Genomic DNA, 17,192 nt, shown 5'->3' on the forward strand with positions numbered 1-17,192 from the left:
TGCGAGCAGAATTCTGCCGATAAGAAGACTCATACGCTCATCTGACCACGGCTAAGGCCCGACCGGCCCGCGGTCCGCCGACCGGCCGGGGCATCTCACCCGACCGGCCGTCATATCCGGGCATGCGAACGGGCCCCGGCTCGATGCCGGGGCCCGTTGGGCTGTGCAGCGGCGAACGCGCCATTCCGCCGCATCGCACTGCCTATGCCGACCGCTCCGTCGGCTTGTTCACGATGTCCTGCCCCCAGGCTCAGTACGCGGAGTTCACGTTGTCGATCGAGCCGTAACGGTCGGCCGCGTAGTTGGCCGCGGCGGTGATGTTGGCGACCGGGTCGGTCAGGTTGTCGGCGGTACCGGCCACGTGGAAACGGTCGAACGTGGGCTGGATCACCTGGAGCAGACCCTTCGAGGGAATGCCGTTGATGGCGTTGATGTCCCAGTCGTTGACGGCGTTGGGGTTGCCGCTGGACTCCCGCATGATGTTGCGGTGCAGGCCCTCGTACGTACCCGGAATGCCCTTGGCCTTCATGATGTCGAGCGACTGACGGATCCAGCCGTCCAGGTTGTTCGCATAGCGCTTGGGCTCGGCCTTGCGCACGGCCTTGCGCTCGGTGGAGCGGTTGGCGGCCTGCTTGGCGGTGTGCGCCTTCTTCGGCGCGTCCTGGGCCTTGACCTGCGCGGCGACGGCCTCGATGGCCGGGTGCGCGACCTTGGGAGCGTCACTCTTGACCTGCACCGGGGCCGGCATACCGTTCGCGCTCACCGGCTTGACCGCGACCGAGGCGTGCGAGGCGGTGGCCTGCGCGGTGCTCGGCTGGGCGGTGACGGCCAGGGCCGTGGTGGCGCCGGCGGCGACCAGAACGGCGGTGGCGACCTTGTGAGTGGTGGTGATGCGGGCGGTGCGGGGCAGGGTGAAGCTGGGCATGCGGTGACCTCTTCCAGGTACTGGGGACGGGGGAGATGGCCTTTGGTGCGGCGCGTAGTGCGTCCGGGAACTTATTCGCTGCGTTCGCCTTCAGAGGCTTAATTCGCTGGCTCGTTCCCGGCGCAAATACATAGTTAGCGACCGCCCCAGTCGCTGGCAATGATGGCCGGTACTAGGCATCTTCGTGAGATACCCGGCCACGCCCGAACCCGGGTCCATTTCCCGCCCCAGCGCCGCTATTTCGTCCACTAGACGAGGTCGTACGTGACGTACGCCCTGTGCCCGGCATCACCCGTGGCGGCCCGGAATTCCCTTCTCGTACCGCACCAAAGTTGCCTGGCTCACATGCGAATTGAGCTTTCCCCGTACCCGTCCTCTGCCCGGGATGCCGGCAGGAAATCCGGGATATTCAGTGAGCCGGGTCTCATGGATTCCGGAAATGTGGCACACGGCACTGTCAAACCGCTGGGAGGGCGCGGAATACGGGCACGCAGGGCAACGGGAAAGGCACGCGGTGCGGAACGGCACCCGACTCCGGGCACCCGCCGAACTAGTCCGTCAGGGAGATTTCGCTACGGCGAAATGGCGGTGCTGATGGTCCGTTCGCAGCAGCATCCGGGCTGTCGTGTGGCCGCGGGTCTGCACGTGCCCGAAGGTGAGACCGCAAGGTGTAGTTCCGCTCACTCACCGTAGGGAAATCCCATGCTCCGTCGTGTTTCCACCGTTCTCACCGGCGCGCTTGTGGCGGGCGTCATCGCCACCGGTGCCGCCGCCGCGGTGCCCAACCCCGAACACGGGCAGCGCGCGCACCACAGCCAGAGCCGTCACATGCGCATGGACGACGGCCGTCGTCACATCCGCATGGAAGAGCGCGCCGGGGGCGGTGACCGTCGCTACGAGAGCCGCGGTGACGGCGGTCGTCACGGCTATGAGCGCGAGGGCCTGTTCCTCGTCGGCCGTGTGCTGCATGCGCTGTTCGGTCCCTGGGGCGGGATCGGCTTCTGAGGCCTGGTCGGCAAAGCAGAACGGCAGTGGCCCTGCCCGCATGATGCGGGCAGGGCCACTGCCGTTGCTGCTGCCGTGTGCCGTCGAGGAGGCGGCTCAGTAGGCGGAGTTGACGTTGTCGATCGAGCCGTAGCGGGCGGCTGCGTAGTTGGCGGCGGCGGTGATGTTGGCGACCGGGTCGGTGAGCTTATTGGCGGTGCCGGACACGTGGTACGTGTCGAACGTCGGCTGGATGACCTGGAGCAGGCCCTTGGACGGTATGCCGTTGACGGCGTTGACGTCCCAGCCGTTGACGGCGTTGGGGTTACCGCTGGACTCCCGCATGATGTTGCGGTGCAGGCCCTCGTAGGAGCCCGGAATGCCCTTGGCCTTCATGATGTCGAGCGACTGACGGATCCAGCCGTCCAGGTTGTTCCCGTACTGCTGCCCGCCCTTGGACGCGGCCTGCTTCGCGGTGTGCGCCTGCGTGGCGACGGCGGTGACCTTGAGGTGGTCGGCGGCGGCCAGGTGGCCGGCCGGCGTCGCGGCCTGGCTCGGCGTCGCCAGGGCAACGGCCGCCGCGCAGCTCGCGGTGGCCACCAGCGCCGCGGAGAGCTTGTGGGTGCGGCCGATGCGGGCGGTGCGGGGCAGGGTGGTGCGAAGCATGCGAAGTGACCTCTTCCAGGGGGGGCGGGTTTTAAGGCGGGTGGCCTTCGGTGGCTGTTGTGTCCCGAGGGTCTGTGCCGCGCTCGCCGCTCTGGCTGAGGTCATCGGCTCGTTCTCGGTGCTGCCGAGAAACATGTTTAGCGAGCGCCCTGGATGGTGGCAATGGTGCCGAGTACTACCGATGTTCGTGAGATGCAGTGAAATGTCCTATGTAAAGGCCGCGGACAGCGCCCTCCGCCGGAGATGCGCCCACTAGGGAGGCTCGTAAGTGAGCTACGTCCTGTGCCCGGCGTCACGGCATAGCCCCCCGAAATCGGTTTTCGGAGGCCGCCGAAGTTGCCTGGCTCACACGCCCGATGGGCGTTTCATGGGCGTTTTCGCCGATATGCGACGGCGCTCCCTGTGCGCCACCGCACAAGGAGCACCGAAGCCGAGGCCGCTGCGCCGTCAGTCCTCCAGCAGCCGGGCCGCCAGATGCTCGATCCGCGCATGCCATGCGGCCAGCGCCGCGTCGGTGTCGAAGCCCCGCGGCCCGCTCTGGGTCAGGACGAGACGCGGCCCGTGGCCGGTGCCCGGCCGCAGCTCCCAGCGGACCGTGCCCCGCGGATCCCAGCGGTAGGCCAGTAGCTCCGCCGCCCGGACCTCGGTGACCGGTCCGCCCGCCACCCCCTCCGCGGTGAAGCCGTCCGGCACCGGCTCTCCCGGTGCCGGCTCATCGCCCCCGGTCAGCGCGGCCCAGACGGCAGCGGCCGGCCGCACCAGCTGACGCTCGAAACGGATCCGCGCCCCGTCCGCCGTCTCCTCGACGCTGCCGTGGCCGAGGTCGAACTGTTCGAGATACGCCTCGTGCAGTGCGCCCGAGTCGGGATGCGCGGCCGTCGACTCGCCGTCGAGCAGCTGTGACAGCGCGCCGAGGCACAGATGCCACCCGGAGGCGAAGCTCGCGGCGCCGAAGCGGTCGCCGAAGGTGTGCACCAGGGTCAGCAGCGATCCGTCGCCGTCCGGGGCGATCTCCCAGCGCAGATGGTCCTCGCCCCAGGTGAAGGCGAACAGTCGCGGCGCCTCGGCGTCGGTGACCGTACCGGCCAGCGCGATACCGCTGACCCCGGGCATGGAGAAGGCCATCGCCCCACCGGGTCGCAGTTCCACCGTGACCTCGGCCGGGAACCACTGCCCGATCCGGGCCGGATCGGTGAGCGCGGCCCAGACCTTCTCCGGGGGATGGGCCAGCCGGCGCTCCATCCGCAGCGCGGTGCGGCCGTCGGCGGTGGTGAGGGTGTCGGAGTGCGGGTTCATCACGGGTCGTCCTCCATGGCGTCGAGATGCCGTTCGAGGGCGTCGAGGCTTTCGGTCCACAGATGCCGGTAGTGCGCCAGCCAGGCGTCGAGCTCCGCCAGCGGCTCGGGCCGCAGCGCGTACCAGCGGCGCTGGGCCTCCTGGCGGACCTGCACCAGCCCGGCCTCGCGCAGCACCCGCAGATGCTTGGACGTACCGGGCTGGCTCAGCCCGAGCCGCGCCGTGAGCTCACCGACCAGATGCGGCCGCTCCAGCAGCAGATCGAGGATCTTGCGCCGGCTCGGTTCCGCGAGGACGTCGAACGGTATGGGCATGGCGCCAATATTGCCACAGAGTTATATAACCGCAAGGGAATGTATGTCGCAGGCGTTGCCGACGCGCCCTCACGCATACGCCGGATCCCCGACCGCCAGCGCATCGTCCGCCGCCGCGAACAGACACGGCGCCGAGCTCAGCGGCGCGTCCGTGAAGAACCGCGTGGCCATGTCCGCGACCTCCAGGGGGCGCTCCAGCACCACCCAGTGATCGGCATCCGGAATCGACAGAAAGCGGCTGTCGTGGATCCGGGCCGCGAAGTCGCGCTGCCGGGCCGACGAGGTCACCGTGTCGTGCTCACCGCTGAAGACCAGCGTCCGTACGCCGCTCAGGCCGCCGGAGAAGTCCGGGCGGTCGGTCAGCGCGCGGCGCACCGAGTCGACGGTGTGCGGGGAGTGCCGCGCCGCATGCAGCATCGAGCGCCGCACATAGCGGTAGGCCAGCTGCCGCTTGGTCACATGCCGGCGCTCGTCGAGACACATCAGTCCCTCGGTGCTCGCCGTGGCGAAGGACTCCAGCTCACCGCGGAAGAGATGGTCGGCGGCCCGCCGCCAGTGGGCGATCTGCGCGGCCGTGATGTGCGTCGGTACGCCACCGAGCGCCAGCCGCGCGATCCGCCCCGGGAAGCGCTGGGCGCACGTATAGGCCAGGCCCGCGCCGTAGGAGAAGCCGAAGAGGTTGATCCGCGGCACGTCCAGATCGTCGATGATGCGCTGGATCGCCGCGCACAGCAGCCCGATGCACGGCCCGGGCGGCAGCGAGTCGGCGCTGCCCATACCGGGCAGGTCGGCGGTGACCACATCCGCGAACGGCCCCATGTGCTCGTCCATCTGTGGCCAGCCGTACATCCCCTGCAACGCGCCGCCCAGCACCATGACGGGCTCGGTGACCCGGTCCGGCTGCCGAAGCACCCGGTACGAATAGGACACCCCGCTCACCGACAGCGAGCGGATCGATTCCTCGGCCATGGCTGATTCCTTCGGGAGAAGCGGGAGAAGACCGACGGGAACGGGCCGCGCCGAGGTGGCGCGCCCGTTCCCATCGGTCACTGTCTGGGGGTGCGGAATTTCTGTGGCGTGCGGAGCGAGGACCGGCAACGGCGCTAACCGCGCGTCAGCACGAGCGCGGCGTTGTGCCCGCCGAAGCCGAGCGACGTCTTGACCGCGCAGTCGAATCGCGCGGGCCGGGCTTCCTGACGCACGAGGTCGAGGGGGATCCGAGGATCGGGCACCTCGAGGTTGGCGGTCGGCGGCACCAGCTGGTGCTCCAGCGCCAGCACGGTCAACGCGGTCTCGATCCCGCCCGCGGCGCCCAGGGTGTGTCCGGTCATCGCCTTGGTGGACGAGACCAGCAGATGATCGCCGAGCACCCGCTCCAGCATGATCGCCTCGATCAGATCGTTGACGACCGTCGAGGTGCCGTGGGCGTTGACGTACCCGACATCGCCCGCCGCGACCTCCGCGTCCGCCAGAGCCGTCCGCAGCGCCCGCTCGATGCCCGAGCCGTCGGGATCCGGCGCCACCGCCGCGTACGCATCGCTCGACGCGCCGTACCCGGAGACCTGCGCGCGGACGGTGGCTCCCCGGGCGCGGGCGTGCTCGGGCCGCTCCAGTACGAGCAGACCCGCGCCCTCGCCGACCACGAAACCATCCCGCTCCACGTCGAAGGGCCGGCAGGCCGCGGACGGCTCGTCCCGACGGGTGGAGACCGCCTTCATCTGGCAGGCGCTGGCGACCAGCAGGCGCGCGACGGTCGACTCCGCGCCTCCGGCGATGGCGATATCGCAGACCCCGGCGCGCAGCAGCTGGTGCGCGGTGCCCACCGCGACGGCGCCGGACGAGCAGGCCGTCCCGACGCCGAAGCTGGGACCGTGCACGCCCAGGTCCGTGCAGACACTGCTGGCCGCGCTGTTGATGACGCTCAGCGGGGCGAGCTTGGGGGAGACCCGCCGGGCGCCGCGCTGGAGCATCGTCGTGTGCTGTTCGTCGTAGAAGGACACGCCGCCGTGTGCGGAGCCGATGACGACCGCGACCCGGGCGCTGTCCCAGGTCTCCGGCTCCAGCCCGGCGTCCGCGACCGCCTCGCGGGCGGCGATCACCGCGAACTGCGAGAAGCGGTCCATCAGCCGCTGGGTGGCCACGCCCAGCACCTCGGCCGGGTCCAGGTCCCCGACCGTGTACATGAAGTCGCAGGGCAGGTCCATGAGTTCGTCCGGCCGGGACACCCCGCCGGGAACGCAGTCATGGGTGATGGTGTGCCAGGCGGCCTTCGCGCCCACGCCCGCCGCGGTCACCAGCCCCAGCCCCGTCACCGCCGCGGAGAACGGCTGCTGCCGGGCGGTCACGCCGCGACTTTGCCGTCGACGGCGGCCACCAGCGCACCCACGGTGTCCCGCGAGGTCAGCGCCACCTCGTCGAGGTCGATGTTCAGCTGGTTCTCGATGAGCACACGGAGCTCCTCCAGCGCCAGGGAGTCCATCTTCAGCTTGCGCAGCGGGGTCTCGAAGCGGATGTCGGCCTTGGTCACCCCGAATCGTTTGACCAGCAGGTCGTTGACAACTTCTGCCGCATTCACGTGGCGCTCCTCCGCTGTTCGTAGGCGTGCTGCCAACCGCGTCCTGGCGGGTGCTCGCCGGCGGCTCCGGCTGGTTCGGCCACTCTTTATACGCCGTGGTCCCGAAGACTCCCCAACCTCGTTAGCTCAATGGGGTGATGAGCGCACGGGGGTGTGCGAGGGAGTGCGCGGCCCCGTGCCGCACACGCTGGATGGCATCTGCCTGTCCTAACGGCACGAGCCGACGGAGGGTACGGGGCGACGCCGTCGGACTCGGCCCACCGCCCGGTCCCGGGCCGTTCGCGGGACGGGGCGTGTCAGACCTCGTCGAGCGCGGCGGTGACCCGTCCCAACAGACCGCGCAGCGTACGGAGTTCCTCGACGGTCAGGCCCGTGGCGGCCAGCATCCGGCGGGGCACCGGCAGGGCCCGCTCCCGCAGCTCCTCGCCCGCGGCCGTCAGATGGACGGTCACCGAGCGCTCGTCCTCGGTGCTGCGCTCGCGGCGTACCAGGCCGGCGCTCTCCAGCCGCTTGAGGAGGGGGGAGAGGGTGCCGGAGTCCAGCCGCAGCTGCTCGCCGATGGCCTTGACGGGCTGCGCGCCGTGTTCCCACAGGACCAGCATGGCCAGGTACTGGGGATAGGTCAGGCCCAGGTCCTTGAGGGCGTCCCGGTAGACGCTGCCGAAGGCGCGCGAGGCGGCGTGCAGCTGGAAGCAGACCTGGTGGTCGAGGCGGAGCAGTTCGGAGTCGGGTACCGGGAGCGTGGTCATGGGTCCAGATTAGCTCGCCGGTCATTAAGTTGTGCACAACTAAGTTGCGTCCGATCTAAGTGTGTGCAATGGTTACTGGCGAACGCGGCTCAACGAGCCCGACGCCGTACGAGAGGGAAAACCGATGGACGCGCTGTACACCGCTGTCGCCACCGCGAATGGCCGCGAGGGCCGGGCCGTCAGCTCCGACGGTCAGATCGACCTGGCCCTGGCCCTGCCGCCCGCGCTCGGGGGCAACGGCGCGGGCACCAACCCCGAGCAGCTCTTCGCCGCCGGATACGCGGCCTGCTTCGCGAGCGCCATGAGCAATGTCGGACGCCAGATGAAGGTCGACACCAAGGATGTTTCGGTCACCGCCGAGGTCTCCATCGGCAAGGACGACTCCGGCTTCGGCCTGGGTGTGGTCATGCGGGTGGAGCTGCCGGACGTCTTGGCCGGCGAGACCGGGCGCCGGCTGGTCGAGGCGACGCATCAGTACTGCCCGTACTCCAAGGCCACCCGCGGCAACATCGACGTCGAGCTGGTCATCGAGTAGGGGTGTGCTGCGGCGGGATGGATGGGTCAACTCCTCCTGGTGATGGGGGAGTTGGGGTGAGGGGCGCTGGCGCGCACCGGTCGGCCGGTGGGGATCGGTGAAGATCGGTGAAGGGCGTCAGATGCGTCACCGGGTGCCGTCGCCGGGCAGGTCACCGGGTGCGCGGAAGATGCGCCGCCGCACTGAGCGGACATTTGGCCGTTATCGGTGCAAACATGGTGCATGCCCTTTCCATGGCTGGTGCACATGCCGGGACGACTGGCGGGACGGCTGTCCGGAGCGCTCCCGGGGCTGCTTCCCGGGCGGCGAGGTCCGAGCCCCGTTCTGGCCCTGATCCCGGTCGGTCTGATCGTCACCGTCGTGGTGATCGATGTGCTCTCGCCGCCCGACATCCATCTCGGGCCGTTCCTCGTCGCCGCACCCGCCGTCTCGGCGGCCTTCGCGGGACCCCGTGTCACCGCCGCGATCGGCGCCCTGGCGGTCGCCGCCCAGGTGTTCATCGGCATTGCGCGGGGCGTGCTGTTCACCGAGAACCTCCAGGCCCAGATCGCCGCCCTGGTGGTCGTATCCGCACTGGTCGTGCTGTTCGCCGCCGTACGGGAGCGCAACGAGCGACGGCTCACCCGGAGCCGCTCGGTGGCCGGTGTCGCCCAGCAGGTCCTGCTGCGGCCGCTGCCCCGGCGCAGCGGCGCGCTGGAGATCGCCTCGCTCTATCTGCCCGCCGAGGAGGAGGCGGAAATGGGCGGCGATCTGTTCGCGGCGGCGCGTACCACCCACAGCACCCGGCTGATCATCGGCGATGTACGGGGCAAGGGGCTGCCCGCCTACAGCCATGCCGCCCTCCTCCTCGGCGCCTTCCGCGCCGCCGCCCACCGTCAGGCCACGCTGCCCAATCTCGCCATCCATCTCGACGGGGCCGTCCGCTGGGACAGCGGCCAGTGGCGCGCCGACCCGGGCGCCGCCCACGCGGCGGCGGACGGCGGCAGGGGGGCGGAACGCGGCGGGGGAGGGGATGGCGACGGGGTGACGGGCGGTGCGGTCGCCCCGCATGCCGACACCGACGAGACCTTCGCGACCGCCTCGCTCTTCGACATCCCCGACCAGTGGCCCGTACTGCGCACCATCACCTGCGGTCATCCCCCCGCCCTCCTGCTGCGCGACGGTGAGACCACGATCCTGCACCCCCGGCGGGCCGCCCTGCCGATCGGCCTCGGCATGCTGGCCGGGGAGTCCGAGTACGTGGTCGAGACCTTCCCCTTCGAGCCCGGTGATCTTCTGCTGCTGTACACGGACGGGGTGGCCGAGGCCCGCGACAGCAGGGGTGCGTTCTACCCGCTCGCCGAGCGCGCCGCCGCCTGGAGCGAGAGCAGTCCGCAGCAGCTGCTGAGGTTCCTGCGCGAGGAGCTGCTGACGCATACGGACGGACGGCTCGGCGATGACGCCGCGGCCGTCGCGGTGCGCCGCCTGCCCAGCCACCCGTCGGGCACAGCGGCCGGGCGATGACATACGTCACGCTTGCCACCCCGGCGTCGTATCGGACATAACGGACTTAACGGTGTAGGTGGAATCGGCAATATGCCGCATGATGTGGTGTTTCTCGGCCGTGCAGCCCTCGCTCCCTGTCGACCGCCGGAACGCCGGCCTCCCCGCCTGACGCTTCCTCAGTCCCGCCCCACTTGGTAAACACGTCCGAATCATCCCCAAGTGGCATGGGACCTGCACCATGATCGACCGCACCAGCTCGGACCACCACATATTCGCGTTCGACCTCACGGAGCACGAAACCCGGCGCCGGACCGAGGTGCTCGCGGCGCTGGGCGACGCCTGGAACCCCCTTGAGGTGATGGAGGGCGAGGCGGCGGCCGAGCGGCTTCTCTACTCCGGTCTGGACGCCGAGCAGCAGGCCACCTACGACATGCTGGTCGCCGAGGGCGTGCTGCCGGCCTCCGGACAGGCATGAGCATGCTGCCGCTCGATCCCACCGCCGATATCGGCCGCCGGGCCTGGGTGCCGTGCCCCGGATGCCAGGACCACCGGGCCTGCACCACCTGCCTCGACGGCCGCACCTGCGCCGACCACTGGCGCTATCTGCTGTCGAACGAGGGCAGCCGACTGCATCTCCAGTGCCCCAACTGCGCCCATCTGTGGGCATGGGACTCCGGCTTCGGGGCGGGCGGCGCCGGCCGCACCGCCCGCTGAGCCCCCCGGCTACGCCTCCCGCTTCTCCAGGTCCGCCACGGCGGCCTCGAGCGCCTGCTCAGCGGGTGCCGCGCGGTCCGGTGTCACGCCGACCCCCTCCCAGTTCGTCCCCGTCACCGCGTTGATCGTCCGGGCGGTCGGCACGGTGACGGTGATGTGCTCGGTCACCGGGGACGGGGTGGTCGGATGAGCCCCGCCCCTGGTCGTCTCCCCGATGATCACCGCGCGCCCGTGCGCCTGAAGGGTGTACGCCACGTCCTCCCCGCCCGAGAAGGTCGCGGCGCTGGTCAGCACGTATACGGGACGGTCGAGGTAGCGCGGTGCGGGCAGATGGGAAACGGTCCAGTACTGGCGGAGGGAGTCCGTGGCGCGATCGTAGATGTCGTTGAGGTGCACCTGATCGTCGGGGAAGAAATAGCTGCACCACAGGGCGGCGCCGTTGGGCGCACCGCCCCTGCACTCCCGCAGATCGAGAATCAGCGCCCGGGTGTGCGCGATCAGCTCCATCGCCGCGCCGATCGCTCGGCCCCCCTCCGCGGCATCGGCGATCAGCCGGATGTCGAGGTGGCCGATGTTCCCGTCGAGCCACTCGATGCGGCGGATGCCCTGGTTCTCCGAGCGCAGCAGCGCGAGGAACTCCGCCCGGCCCTGGTCGGCGTCCGCCGGTGCGAGGGACTGCGGCTCGTCCCGCCACAGGAGTCGCAGATGCCGATCTCCGCAGATCTCCTCCAACTGGGTGGTCACCGTCGTGCAGAGGTCGGGGCCGCTCAGCCCGTCGTACTCGCCCGCGGCGAGCCGCGCCCGGAGGGCCTTGTCGATCTCGGCGGTCCGTTCCGGAAAGACATAGCCGGCCGTGATGTGGTCGAGGGCGTCGCTGACTATGGATGCGGTGGTGCGCGCGTTGGTGGGCATGGCCGGTGATCTTAGAGGGGTAGCGTGCGGGCATGGAGCTGCGCGCCCGATCGCTTTGGCTGTTGACCGAACCGCTGCACGCCGTCACCTACTTCGACGAGGAGTGCCGTGGCTTGGGCAAGGACCTGGGCCTCAAAGGCTTCTGGATGGGCTACTTCGCCTCCCGTACCGCACCGCTCGGTGCCGTGGAACCCTCGCTCGCCACCGCCGTGCTCGGCGTCTTCGCACCCGGCATGGTCGCCCGCGCGCTGCCCGCGGCCTGGCAGCTCGTCAGCCCCGCCCATGTCCTCGAGGAACGCGCCCGCCGCGCCGCCGGCGCCCTGCGCAGGATTCACCCCGGCCTGGACGAGACGGCCGCCGAGCTGTCGGGCCCGCTGCTGACGCTCGTCGAGGACGCGCCCGTCGTCGCGCGGCCGCTGTTCGCCGCGAACCGTGCGCTGTGCGATCACGCCGACCCCGTCGAGCGGCTGTGGCAACTGAGCACCGCACTGCGCGAGTTCCGGGGCGACGCCCACCAGTGCGTCCTCGCCGACGAAGGACTCGACGGCTGCGAGGCCCTGGTCCTGACCGCCGGCGCCGGCCACGTCCCCAAGGACACCATCCGGCAGGACCGCGGCTGGAGCGAGGAGGAATGGGCGGCCGCCGCCGACCGGTTGCGCTCCCGCGGGCTGCTGGACCCACGCGGCGACGCCACCGACCGCGGCCGGCAGGAGCGCAACCGCATCGAGGAGGAGACCGACCGCCTGGCGGCCCGGCTGCTCCGCCCGCTCTCCAGGCCGCAGACCGACCGACTCCTGGAGGACCTGGAAGACGTCGCACGGCGCATCCTGGCCGCGGACGTCCTGCCGTTCCCCAACCCCATCGGCCTGCCGCACCCCGACGAGAACGAAGGCCAGGTCTAGCCCTGCCGCCCGGGTCTAGGCCCGGCGCCCGCGGCCCGCTCCATGGGCCGGCGTGGGCTCACGCCGACCAGGTGCCTATCCCGGCGCCGGCCCCGGCGCCTCCGCGTTCCTTGAAGCCCTGCTGGGCGCCCGGCCGGAATCCCTGCTGGAAGCGCTGCGTCAGATCCATGGTGTCGGACGCGGGCGGCGCCTGTACCGTGACCGGCTTGTTGACGTCGAAGAAGCGCAGTGTGAGGTCCAGCGGCCCCCGGTCCGTCGTCGCCCGCTCGCGGAACTTCACCGTACGGTCATCGGGCCCGACCCACAGGTCCAGCGTCAGCGCATTCACCCCGAGTGCCTTGTACCGCTGGACCGCCCGCTCGCGCCGCTCGGCCGCCAGGGCGTCCTTGGCGGGCCGCCGCTTCAGCAGCTCATCGACCGAGACCGTACCGGCGTAGTGCGTCGTCCGGACCCCGCCGACGGTCTCCTGACCGACCTTCTTGATGTTCTTGGACTGCGTGAGCAACGACGCCTGCGCCGCCGGGTCCTGGTCGGCCTGCTGCTGCATCCCGCCGAAACCGGCCGCGCCGCCCGGCCCCTTGCCCCGCATCCGGAACTTCAGCCAGTGCTTGCCGTGCAGGGCCGCCGCCGCGCGCTCGCCCCCGCCCACGTACACCGTGTCACCGATGAGCCGGACCGAGATCTCGCCCGACCGCAACCCGCCGGCCGCCGTCATCCGCATGTCGAGAGCCCGCGGATGCAGGCTGATGGACACCTTGCCCTGGACGGTGCCCTGACCGGCGATCTTGCCGTTGACGGAGTACGACAGGGAGTTGAGCTTGGCGCCCTTGTCGACGGCCTTGCGCACCGCGGCGACCGGCGCGGCATTGAACCGCTCCGGCTTCGCCGACCGGTCCCGCGCCGCCCCGCCGGGCGACGAACAGGCCGCCGTACCGCACAGCAGCACACCGGCGAGCACCGCTCCCACGGCACGGACCGCCGTCGGCGGAAGCGACGTACGCGAAACCGGCGCCCCCGAAACCGACGAGCGCGACGCCGAAGAACAAAACAGTGAGAGCGAAGAACGTCGGGCCATGGCCTCCCCCAAGAGGTGCGGAACACACGGTGCGGAACACAACGTGCGAAACGTAAAGCTGCGAAACAATGCTGCGAAACGAGTAGCGCGGACAGCGACTGCGGACGCGATGCGCGGACCACGCGTCAGAACCGCGTATCGGCGAACAGTCGAATGCCTGTCTGACGGAGACAGTAGCCCACGCCACTGACAGCCCGTGTTCCCCGCCTGTTCCCCGCCGGAAGGCCCGGCCGGTCCGGCTGCGGGGTGATTTTCAGCTGGTGTGTGGATGCCTGCTTTGGGGTGCTTTGCTAGACAAGATCGGATCACCTGCGGAGGAGCGGCGTTGTCAGGGTATGGAGCCTAGAGAGTTGTGGGACCGTAACGCCGTACTCGCAGAAGCGTTTTGTCTTGGCGATGAGCGAGTGCGGGAGGCCCAGGCCCGGCTGGACGAGGCGCAAGCCGACCGGTCACGGGTTTTGGCGGCCTTTGCGGTGACCGTCGGCAGCACGGGCGCGGTGGCCGGTCTGTTCGGCTTGAACGAGCGGGAAGTGCGGATCGCCCGACGCACGGTGGGCAAGGACGACGCCCGCGCGGTCGCCGAGCAGCTGCTCGCCGCGGCTCCCAACGGTGGGGCTCCCAACGCCGCCCCCCGGGAGCCTGAGACGGCAACGTCGGCGCCCGATACCCCTTCCGATCAGACCGCCGACGCCGCCCCGTCCTCCTTTGCTTCTTCCGGTACCCGCCCGACGGCCACCCCGCGCGAGAGCCGCGACACCGCGGCCTCCTCATCGGAGCCTTCCTGGTCGGCGGCGTTGGATGCGGTGCTTGTCGGCAGCTGGCAGACCGGCGTCGATCTGCGCGAACTGGCCACCGAATTCGGTCTGGACTTCAACCGGCTGCTCACCCGTGCCCAGCAGCTGGCCGCCCAGGGGCGTTTCCACCACGGCCCCGGCCACGCGGGCGAAACCTACGGCGGCCGCCATCGCCGCGGCGATCTGCACGAGTCCGAGTGCACCATTCCCGCACAGCAGACCCCGGCCTGGAACGCCACCGCCCCTTCCGGGCACATGGCGTCCGCCTGGCACCCCGGCGCGGCGCAACCGGCCGAAACCGTGGCCGATATGAGCACCCTCGCCCCCGAATGGGACAGCGCCCTCGCCCCATGGGGCACCATCACCCAGCCGTACACCCAGCCGTACCAGGAGCCCGAGCCGGCCCACCAGCCCTGGACCCAGTACCACCTCAGTTCCTGACGCCCCGCGCACCTCACTACCTACCCCTGCCCGCCTCGCCACGTACCTCCCGCCCCGCCACGGTGACCGACCGGCGGGGCTTTGCCGGTCCTTGCCGGGCGTGCGGGTGAGGTGGGGGTTTGCGCGTTACGGCTCCCGTACCGCCCATCGAGCTGTGCAATAAGCTGCGAAATCAGTTGTGTGACGCCCCGCTGGCGACGGATATGGCGAAATCTATCGCCTCAGAGGCATGGAATCAGTAACCTCGGAAGGGAGTGCGCTCCGGTCACGGTACGTGACGGCGATCCCGCTGCCGGAGCCGGCCACCCCACCACCACACCGAGGATCTCCATGACCACCCCGCCTCCCGCCCGCCCCCTGTCGGCAACGGAACGCACCCGCCACCGGCGGCTGCGCGAGCAGGGCCGCGCGGACCGCGCCGAACTGGACTCCATACTCGCGGCCGGATTCGTCTGTCACCTCGGGGTGACCGTGGACGGCACGCTCATGGTGGTGCCCACGGTCTACGGCGCGGACGACGGCACGCTCTACTTCCACGGCTCGGTGGCCAGCCGCAGCCTCGTCGCCGCCCCGGGGGCCGCGGTGTGTGTGACGGTCACCCACATCGACGGGCTCGTACTGGCCCGTTCCGTCTTCGAGCACGGCGTCAACTACCGCAGCGCGATGATCTACGGAGTGCCCCGCCCGGTCACCGACGAGGAGGAGAAGCTCGCCGGACTGCGCTGCCTGACCGAACAGTCCGCCCCGGGGCAGTGGGACTACGCCCGGCGCCCCAGCCGCAAGGAACTGGCCGCCACCGCGCTGCTCGCCCTCCCGCTCGACGAAGCGTCGGTCAAGGTACGCACCGGCCCGCCGGACGACGGCGACTCCCCGGACGCCGAACTCGGGCTGTGGGCCGGGGTCCTGCCGCTGAACGCCTCATGGGGCACCCTCCGGCCCGACCCCGGCCTGGACCCCGCCATCGCCCCGCCGCCGCACCTCGTACACCGCGCGGGCACCGCCGCCCAGGCATGAGGCCGCGGGGGCGGGGCGCCCGCCCCCGCGCGTAGCCGCTCAGCCGACCGCCGGGCGGCGCTCCCTCACCTCCACTGCGGCACGCAGTGCGAGAGAGCCGCCGCCACCAGGCACGTTCCCCTGCGCCTCCCGCCGGATCGCCATGAGCGGCACCGGCCGCGACACCACGAAGCAGCGCCGGCAGCAGCCGACGACCGACGGACGCTCATGAGGGGCCCGGTCGGCCCCTCAACCCCCCTCCGCAGATAAATCGTTCGACGCCGCCGCCCGCGCCCGGCACGATAGGACGCATGTTCCGGCACGCCTTCCTCTTCCTGCCGTCCGCAGCCGCGGACGCGCTGAAGGCTGCCGTCGATGCCGCTGCTCACGACGTCCACACCGACGTCCTCGCGACCGCAGCCGTCGCCTTCACCGACGGCGCACGAAGCTGACCCTCTCCGGATCGTCCGGCGGACCCCACAGGGGGAGGGTCGGAGTGGCTCAGGGGTCCCCACGGCGCCAAATCGCCGTTCTCACCGCTTCGTTGCGAGGAAGAACACCATGCCCAAGACGGCATACGTACGCACCAAGCCGCATCTGAACATCGGCACGATGGGCCACGTCGATCACGGCAAGACCACCCTCACCGCCGCCATCACCAAGGTCCTCAGCGACCGCGGCAGCGGCACCTTCGTACCCTTCGACCGGATCGACCGGGCCCCGGAGGAGGCCGCCCGCGGCATCACCATCACCCTCTCGCACGTCGAGTACGAGACCGACACCCGGCACTACGCGCACGTCGACATGCCCGGCCACGCCGACTTCATCAAGAACATGGTCACCGGTGCGACGCAGCTCGACGGCGCCATCCTCGTTGTCTCCGCGCTCGACGGGATCATGCCGCAGACCGCCGAGCATGTGCTGCTCGCCAAACAGGTCGGCGTCCGCCACATCGTCGTCGCCCTCAACAAGGCCGACGCCGGCGACCCGGAGCTCACCGACCTGGTCGAGCTGGAGGTGCGCGAGCTGCTGAGCGCCCACGGCTACGACGGGGAACACGTCCCCGTCGTACGGGTCTCGGGGCTCCGCGCCCTGGAAGGCGACCCGCGCTGGACGGAGGCGATCGGAGCGCTGCTGGACGCCGTCGACACCTACGTCCCGATGCCCGAGCGGTACGCGGACGCGCCGTTCCTGCTCCCGGTGGAGAACGTCCTGACCATCACCGGACGCGGCACGGTCGTCACCGGGGCCGTCGAGCGCGGCACCGTACGGGTCGGCGACCGGGTCGCGGTGCTCGGCGCCGACGCCGAGACCACGGTCACCGGGCTGGAGACCTTCGGCAAGCCCATGGAGTCGGCCGAGGCCGGGGACAACGTCGCGCTGCTGCTGCGCGGACTCCACCGCGACCAGGTACGCCGCGGCCATGTGGTCGCGGCACCGGGCAGCGTCACCCCACGACGCCGCTTCACCGCCGAGGTCTATGTGCTGTCGACGGAGGAGGGCGGCCGCCGTACGGCACTGTCCACGGGGTACCGGCCGCAGTTCTACCTGCGCACCGCTGATGTGGTCGGCGACGTCGACCTGGGCGAGCGCGGTGTGGCCCGCCCCGGCGAGACGGTGACGATCTCGGTCGAACTCGGCCGCGAGGTCCCCCTCGAAAAGGGCCTCGGCTTCGCCATCCGCGAGGGCGGCCGCACGGTCGGCGCGGGCACGATCCGCTCCGTGGAGGAGTGAGTCGGCCCACAGCCGCGCCCCGTACCTTCCCGGGTACGGGCCGCGGTGCTCCCTGCTCAAGCGCGGCCCGCCCGCCCGTCCGCTCCGCCCCCGTCCCG

20 protein-coding genes are annotated in these 17,192 nt (G+C 70.6%); 10 read left to right on the forward strand and 10 right to left on the reverse strand.

Annotation, left to right across the window (positions count from 1 at the left end; translation table 11 throughout):
• Positions 1 to 250 precede the first annotated feature (250 nt).
• On the reverse strand, positions 251 to 925 hold the full coding sequence (locus tag B1H19_RS36375; RefSeq protein ID WP_203237292.1) for a transglycosylase SLT domain-containing protein: 675 nt from the start codon (positions 923 to 925) through the stop codon (positions 251 to 253).
• A gap of 702 nt (positions 926 to 1,627) precedes the next feature.
• Between B1H19_RS36375 and B1H19_RS36380 the strand changes: the two genes are divergently transcribed.
• On the forward strand, positions 1,628 to 1,930 hold the full coding sequence (locus tag B1H19_RS36380; protein ID WP_083109118.1) for a hypothetical protein: 303 nt from the start codon (positions 1,628 to 1,630) through the stop codon (positions 1,928 to 1,930).
• A gap of 96 nt (positions 1,931 to 2,026) precedes the next feature.
• On the opposite strand, the gene B1H19_RS36385 is transcribed toward B1H19_RS36380, so the two are convergent.
• The 7 genes from B1H19_RS36385 to B1H19_RS36415 all read right to left on the reverse strand — a co-directional run bounded on the left by B1H19_RS36385 (position 2,027) and on the right by B1H19_RS36415 (position 7,509).
• Entirely contained in the window at positions 2,027 to 2,575 is a 549-nt protein-coding gene (locus B1H19_RS36385) for a transglycosylase SLT domain-containing protein (protein WP_083109119.1), read from the reverse strand.
• A gap of 447 nt (positions 2,576 to 3,022) precedes the next feature.
• On the reverse strand, positions 3,023 to 3,871 hold the full coding sequence (locus tag B1H19_RS36390) for an SRPBCC family protein (protein WP_083109120.1): 849 nt from the start codon (positions 3,869 to 3,871) through the stop codon (positions 3,023 to 3,025).
• Complete coding sequence (locus B1H19_RS36395) at positions 3,871 to 4,185, reverse strand: ArsR/SmtB family transcription factor (RefSeq protein ID WP_083109121.1); 315 nt, start codon at positions 4,183 to 4,185, stop codon at positions 3,871 to 3,873. Before B1H19_RS36395 ends, B1H19_RS36390 begins: the two co-directional genes overlap by 1 nt.
• 69 nt (positions 4,186 to 4,254) lie before the next feature.
• The gene (locus B1H19_RS36400; protein WP_083109122.1) at positions 4,255 to 5,154 is read right to left on the reverse strand and encodes an alpha/beta fold hydrolase; all 900 of its coding nucleotides are present in this window, start codon (positions 5,152 to 5,154) and stop codon (positions 4,255 to 4,257) included.
• A gap of 134 nt (positions 5,155 to 5,288) precedes the next feature.
• On the reverse strand, positions 5,289 to 6,530 hold the full coding sequence (locus B1H19_RS36405) for a beta-ketoacyl-[acyl-carrier-protein] synthase family protein (protein ID WP_083109123.1): 1,242 nt from the start codon (positions 6,528 to 6,530) through the stop codon (positions 5,289 to 5,291).
• Positions 6,527 to 6,760, reverse strand: coding sequence for an acyl carrier protein (locus B1H19_RS36410; protein ID WP_107426279.1), 234 nt, complete (start codon positions 6,758 to 6,760; stop codon positions 6,527 to 6,529). The genes B1H19_RS36405 and B1H19_RS36410 overlap by 4 nt, the downstream gene beginning before the upstream one ends.
• A 296-nt stretch (positions 6,761 to 7,056) precedes the next feature.
• On the reverse strand, positions 7,057 to 7,509 hold the full coding sequence (locus B1H19_RS36415) for a MarR family winged helix-turn-helix transcriptional regulator (protein WP_083109124.1): 453 nt from the start codon (positions 7,507 to 7,509) through the stop codon (positions 7,057 to 7,059).
• A 124-nt stretch (positions 7,510 to 7,633) separates the two neighbouring features.
• Here B1H19_RS36415 and B1H19_RS36420 point away from each other — a divergent pair, with 124 nt between their 5' ends.
• The 4 genes from B1H19_RS36420 to B1H19_RS36435 all read left to right on the forward strand — a co-directional run bounded on the left by B1H19_RS36420 (position 7,634) and on the right by B1H19_RS36435 (position 10,243).
• Positions 7,634 to 8,044 carry an organic hydroperoxide resistance protein gene (locus B1H19_RS36420; RefSeq protein WP_083109125.1) on the forward strand — a complete coding sequence of 137 codons (411 nt, stop codon included), beginning with the start codon at positions 7,634 to 7,636 and terminating at the stop codon, positions 8,042 to 8,044.
• A gap of 222 nt (positions 8,045 to 8,266) precedes the next feature.
• Positions 8,267 to 9,547, forward strand: a complete 1,281-nt coding sequence (locus B1H19_RS36425; protein ID WP_237289714.1) for a PP2C family protein-serine/threonine phosphatase — start codon at positions 8,267 to 8,269, stop codon at positions 9,545 to 9,547.
• A gap of 220 nt (positions 9,548 to 9,767) precedes the next feature.
• On the forward strand, positions 9,768 to 10,004 hold the full coding sequence (locus B1H19_RS36430; protein ID WP_083109127.1) for a DUF6400 family protein: 237 nt from the start codon (positions 9,768 to 9,770) through the stop codon (positions 10,002 to 10,004).
• 2 nt (positions 10,005 to 10,006) lie between these two features.
• The gene (locus B1H19_RS36435) at positions 10,007 to 10,243 is read left to right on the forward strand and encodes a hypothetical protein (protein ID WP_083109128.1); all 237 of its coding nucleotides are present in this window, start codon (positions 10,007 to 10,009) and stop codon (positions 10,241 to 10,243) included.
• Positions 10,244 to 10,252: 9 nt separating this feature from the next.
• Here the strand turns inward: B1H19_RS36435 and B1H19_RS36440 are convergent, their stop codons facing one another.
• Positions 10,253 to 11,155, reverse strand: coding sequence for a S41 family peptidase (locus B1H19_RS36440; RefSeq protein ID WP_083109129.1), 903 nt, complete (start codon positions 11,153 to 11,155; stop codon positions 10,253 to 10,255).
• Positions 11,156 to 11,187: 32 nt separating this feature from the next.
• On the opposite strand from B1H19_RS36440, the gene B1H19_RS36445 reads away from it, so the two are divergent.
• The gene (locus B1H19_RS36445; RefSeq protein WP_083109130.1) at positions 11,188 to 12,057 is read left to right on the forward strand and encodes an SCO6745 family protein; all 870 of its coding nucleotides are present in this window, start codon (positions 11,188 to 11,190) and stop codon (positions 12,055 to 12,057) included.
• 58 nt (positions 12,058 to 12,115) lie between these two features.
• Here B1H19_RS36445 and B1H19_RS36450 read toward each other — a convergent pair whose 3' ends face one another.
• Positions 12,116 to 13,024 (reverse strand): SCO4651 family lipoprotein, encoded by a 909-nt coding sequence (locus B1H19_RS36450; protein WP_203237293.1) that lies wholly within the window; start codon positions 13,022 to 13,024, stop codon positions 12,116 to 12,118.
• A 512-nt stretch (positions 13,025 to 13,536) separates the two neighbouring features.
• On the opposite strand from B1H19_RS36450, the gene B1H19_RS36455 reads away from it, so the two are divergent.
• The 4 genes from B1H19_RS36455 to tuf all read left to right on the forward strand — a co-directional run bounded on the left by B1H19_RS36455 (position 13,537) and on the right by tuf (position 17,094).
• Entirely contained in the window at positions 13,537 to 14,367 is an 831-nt protein-coding gene (locus B1H19_RS36455; protein WP_237289715.1) for a hypothetical protein, read from the forward strand.
• 330 nt (positions 14,368 to 14,697) lie between these two features.
• A complete protein-coding gene (locus B1H19_RS36460; protein ID WP_083109132.1) occupies positions 14,698 to 15,381 on the forward strand; it encodes a pyridoxamine 5'-phosphate oxidase family protein in 684 nt (227 codons plus the stop codon).
• Positions 15,382 to 15,671: 290 nt separating this feature from the next.
• Positions 15,672 to 15,812, forward strand: a complete 141-nt coding sequence (locus tag B1H19_RS39385; protein ID WP_203237294.1) for a hypothetical protein — start codon at positions 15,672 to 15,674, stop codon at positions 15,810 to 15,812.
• A 109-nt stretch (positions 15,813 to 15,921) separates the two neighbouring features.
• Positions 15,922 to 17,094 (forward strand): elongation factor Tu, encoded by a 1,173-nt coding sequence (gene tuf / locus B1H19_RS36465; RefSeq protein WP_083109133.1) that lies wholly within the window; start codon positions 15,922 to 15,924, stop codon positions 17,092 to 17,094.
• The last annotated feature ends 98 nt before the right edge of the window (positions 17,095 to 17,192 follow it).

The organism is Streptomyces gilvosporeus (genome assembly GCF_002082195.1).
Taxonomy (GTDB): domain Bacteria; phylum Actinomycetota; class Actinomycetes; order Streptomycetales; family Streptomycetaceae; genus Streptomyces; species Streptomyces gilvosporeus.

What these genes read in the sequence shown, in the direction of transcription:
- B1H19_RS36385 (WP_083109119.1), bottom strand. Translation starts at nt 2,575, where the DNA reads ATGCTTCGCACCACCCTGCCCCGCACCGCCCGCATCGGCCGCACCCAC.
- B1H19_RS39385 (WP_203237294.1), top strand. Translation starts at nt 15,672, where the DNA reads ATGTTCCGGCACGCCTTCCTCTTCCTGCCGTCCGCAGCCGCGGACGCG.
- B1H19_RS36440 (WP_083109129.1), bottom strand. Translation starts at nt 11,155, where the DNA reads ATGCCCACCAACGCGCGCACCACCGCATCCATAGTCAGCGACGCCCTC.
- tuf (WP_083109133.1), top strand. Translation starts at nt 15,922, where the DNA reads ATGCCCAAGACGGCATACGTACGCACCAAGCCGCATCTGAACATCGGC.
- B1H19_RS36425 (WP_237289714.1), top strand. Translation starts at nt 8,267, where the DNA reads ATGCCCTTTCCATGGCTGGTGCACATGCCGGGACGACTGGCGGGACGG.
- B1H19_RS36390 (WP_083109120.1), bottom strand. Translation starts at nt 3,871, where the DNA reads ATGAACCCGCACTCCGACACCCTCACCACCGCCGACGGCCGCACCGCG.
- B1H19_RS36460 (WP_083109132.1), top strand. Translation starts at nt 14,698, where the DNA reads ATGACCACCCCGCCTCCCGCCCGCCCCCTGTCGGCAACGGAACGCACC.
- B1H19_RS36420 (WP_083109125.1), top strand. Translation starts at nt 7,634, where the DNA reads ATGGACGCGCTGTACACCGCTGTCGCCACCGCGAATGGCCGCGAGGGC.
- B1H19_RS36395 (WP_083109121.1), bottom strand. Translation starts at nt 4,185, where the DNA reads ATGCCCATACCGTTCGACGTCCTCGCGGAACCGAGCCGGCGCAAGATC.
- B1H19_RS36400 (WP_083109122.1), bottom strand. Translation starts at nt 5,154, where the DNA reads ATGGCCGAGGAATCGATCCGCTCGCTGTCGGTGAGCGGGGTGTCCTAT.
- B1H19_RS36435 (WP_083109128.1), top strand. Translation starts at nt 10,007, where the DNA reads ATGCTGCCGCTCGATCCCACCGCCGATATCGGCCGCCGGGCCTGGGTG.
- B1H19_RS36430 (WP_083109127.1), top strand. Translation starts at nt 9,768, where the DNA reads ATGATCGACCGCACCAGCTCGGACCACCACATATTCGCGTTCGACCTC.
- B1H19_RS36380 (WP_083109118.1), top strand. Translation starts at nt 1,628, where the DNA reads ATGCTCCGTCGTGTTTCCACCGTTCTCACCGGCGCGCTTGTGGCGGGC.
- B1H19_RS36445 (WP_083109130.1), top strand. Translation starts at nt 11,188, where the DNA reads ATGGAGCTGCGCGCCCGATCGCTTTGGCTGTTGACCGAACCGCTGCAC.
- B1H19_RS36375 (WP_203237292.1), bottom strand. Translation starts at nt 925, where the DNA reads ATGCCCAGCTTCACCCTGCCCCGCACCGCCCGCATCACCACCACTCAC.
- B1H19_RS36415 (WP_083109124.1), bottom strand. Translation starts at nt 7,509, where the DNA reads ATGACCACGCTCCCGGTACCCGACTCCGAACTGCTCCGCCTCGACCAC.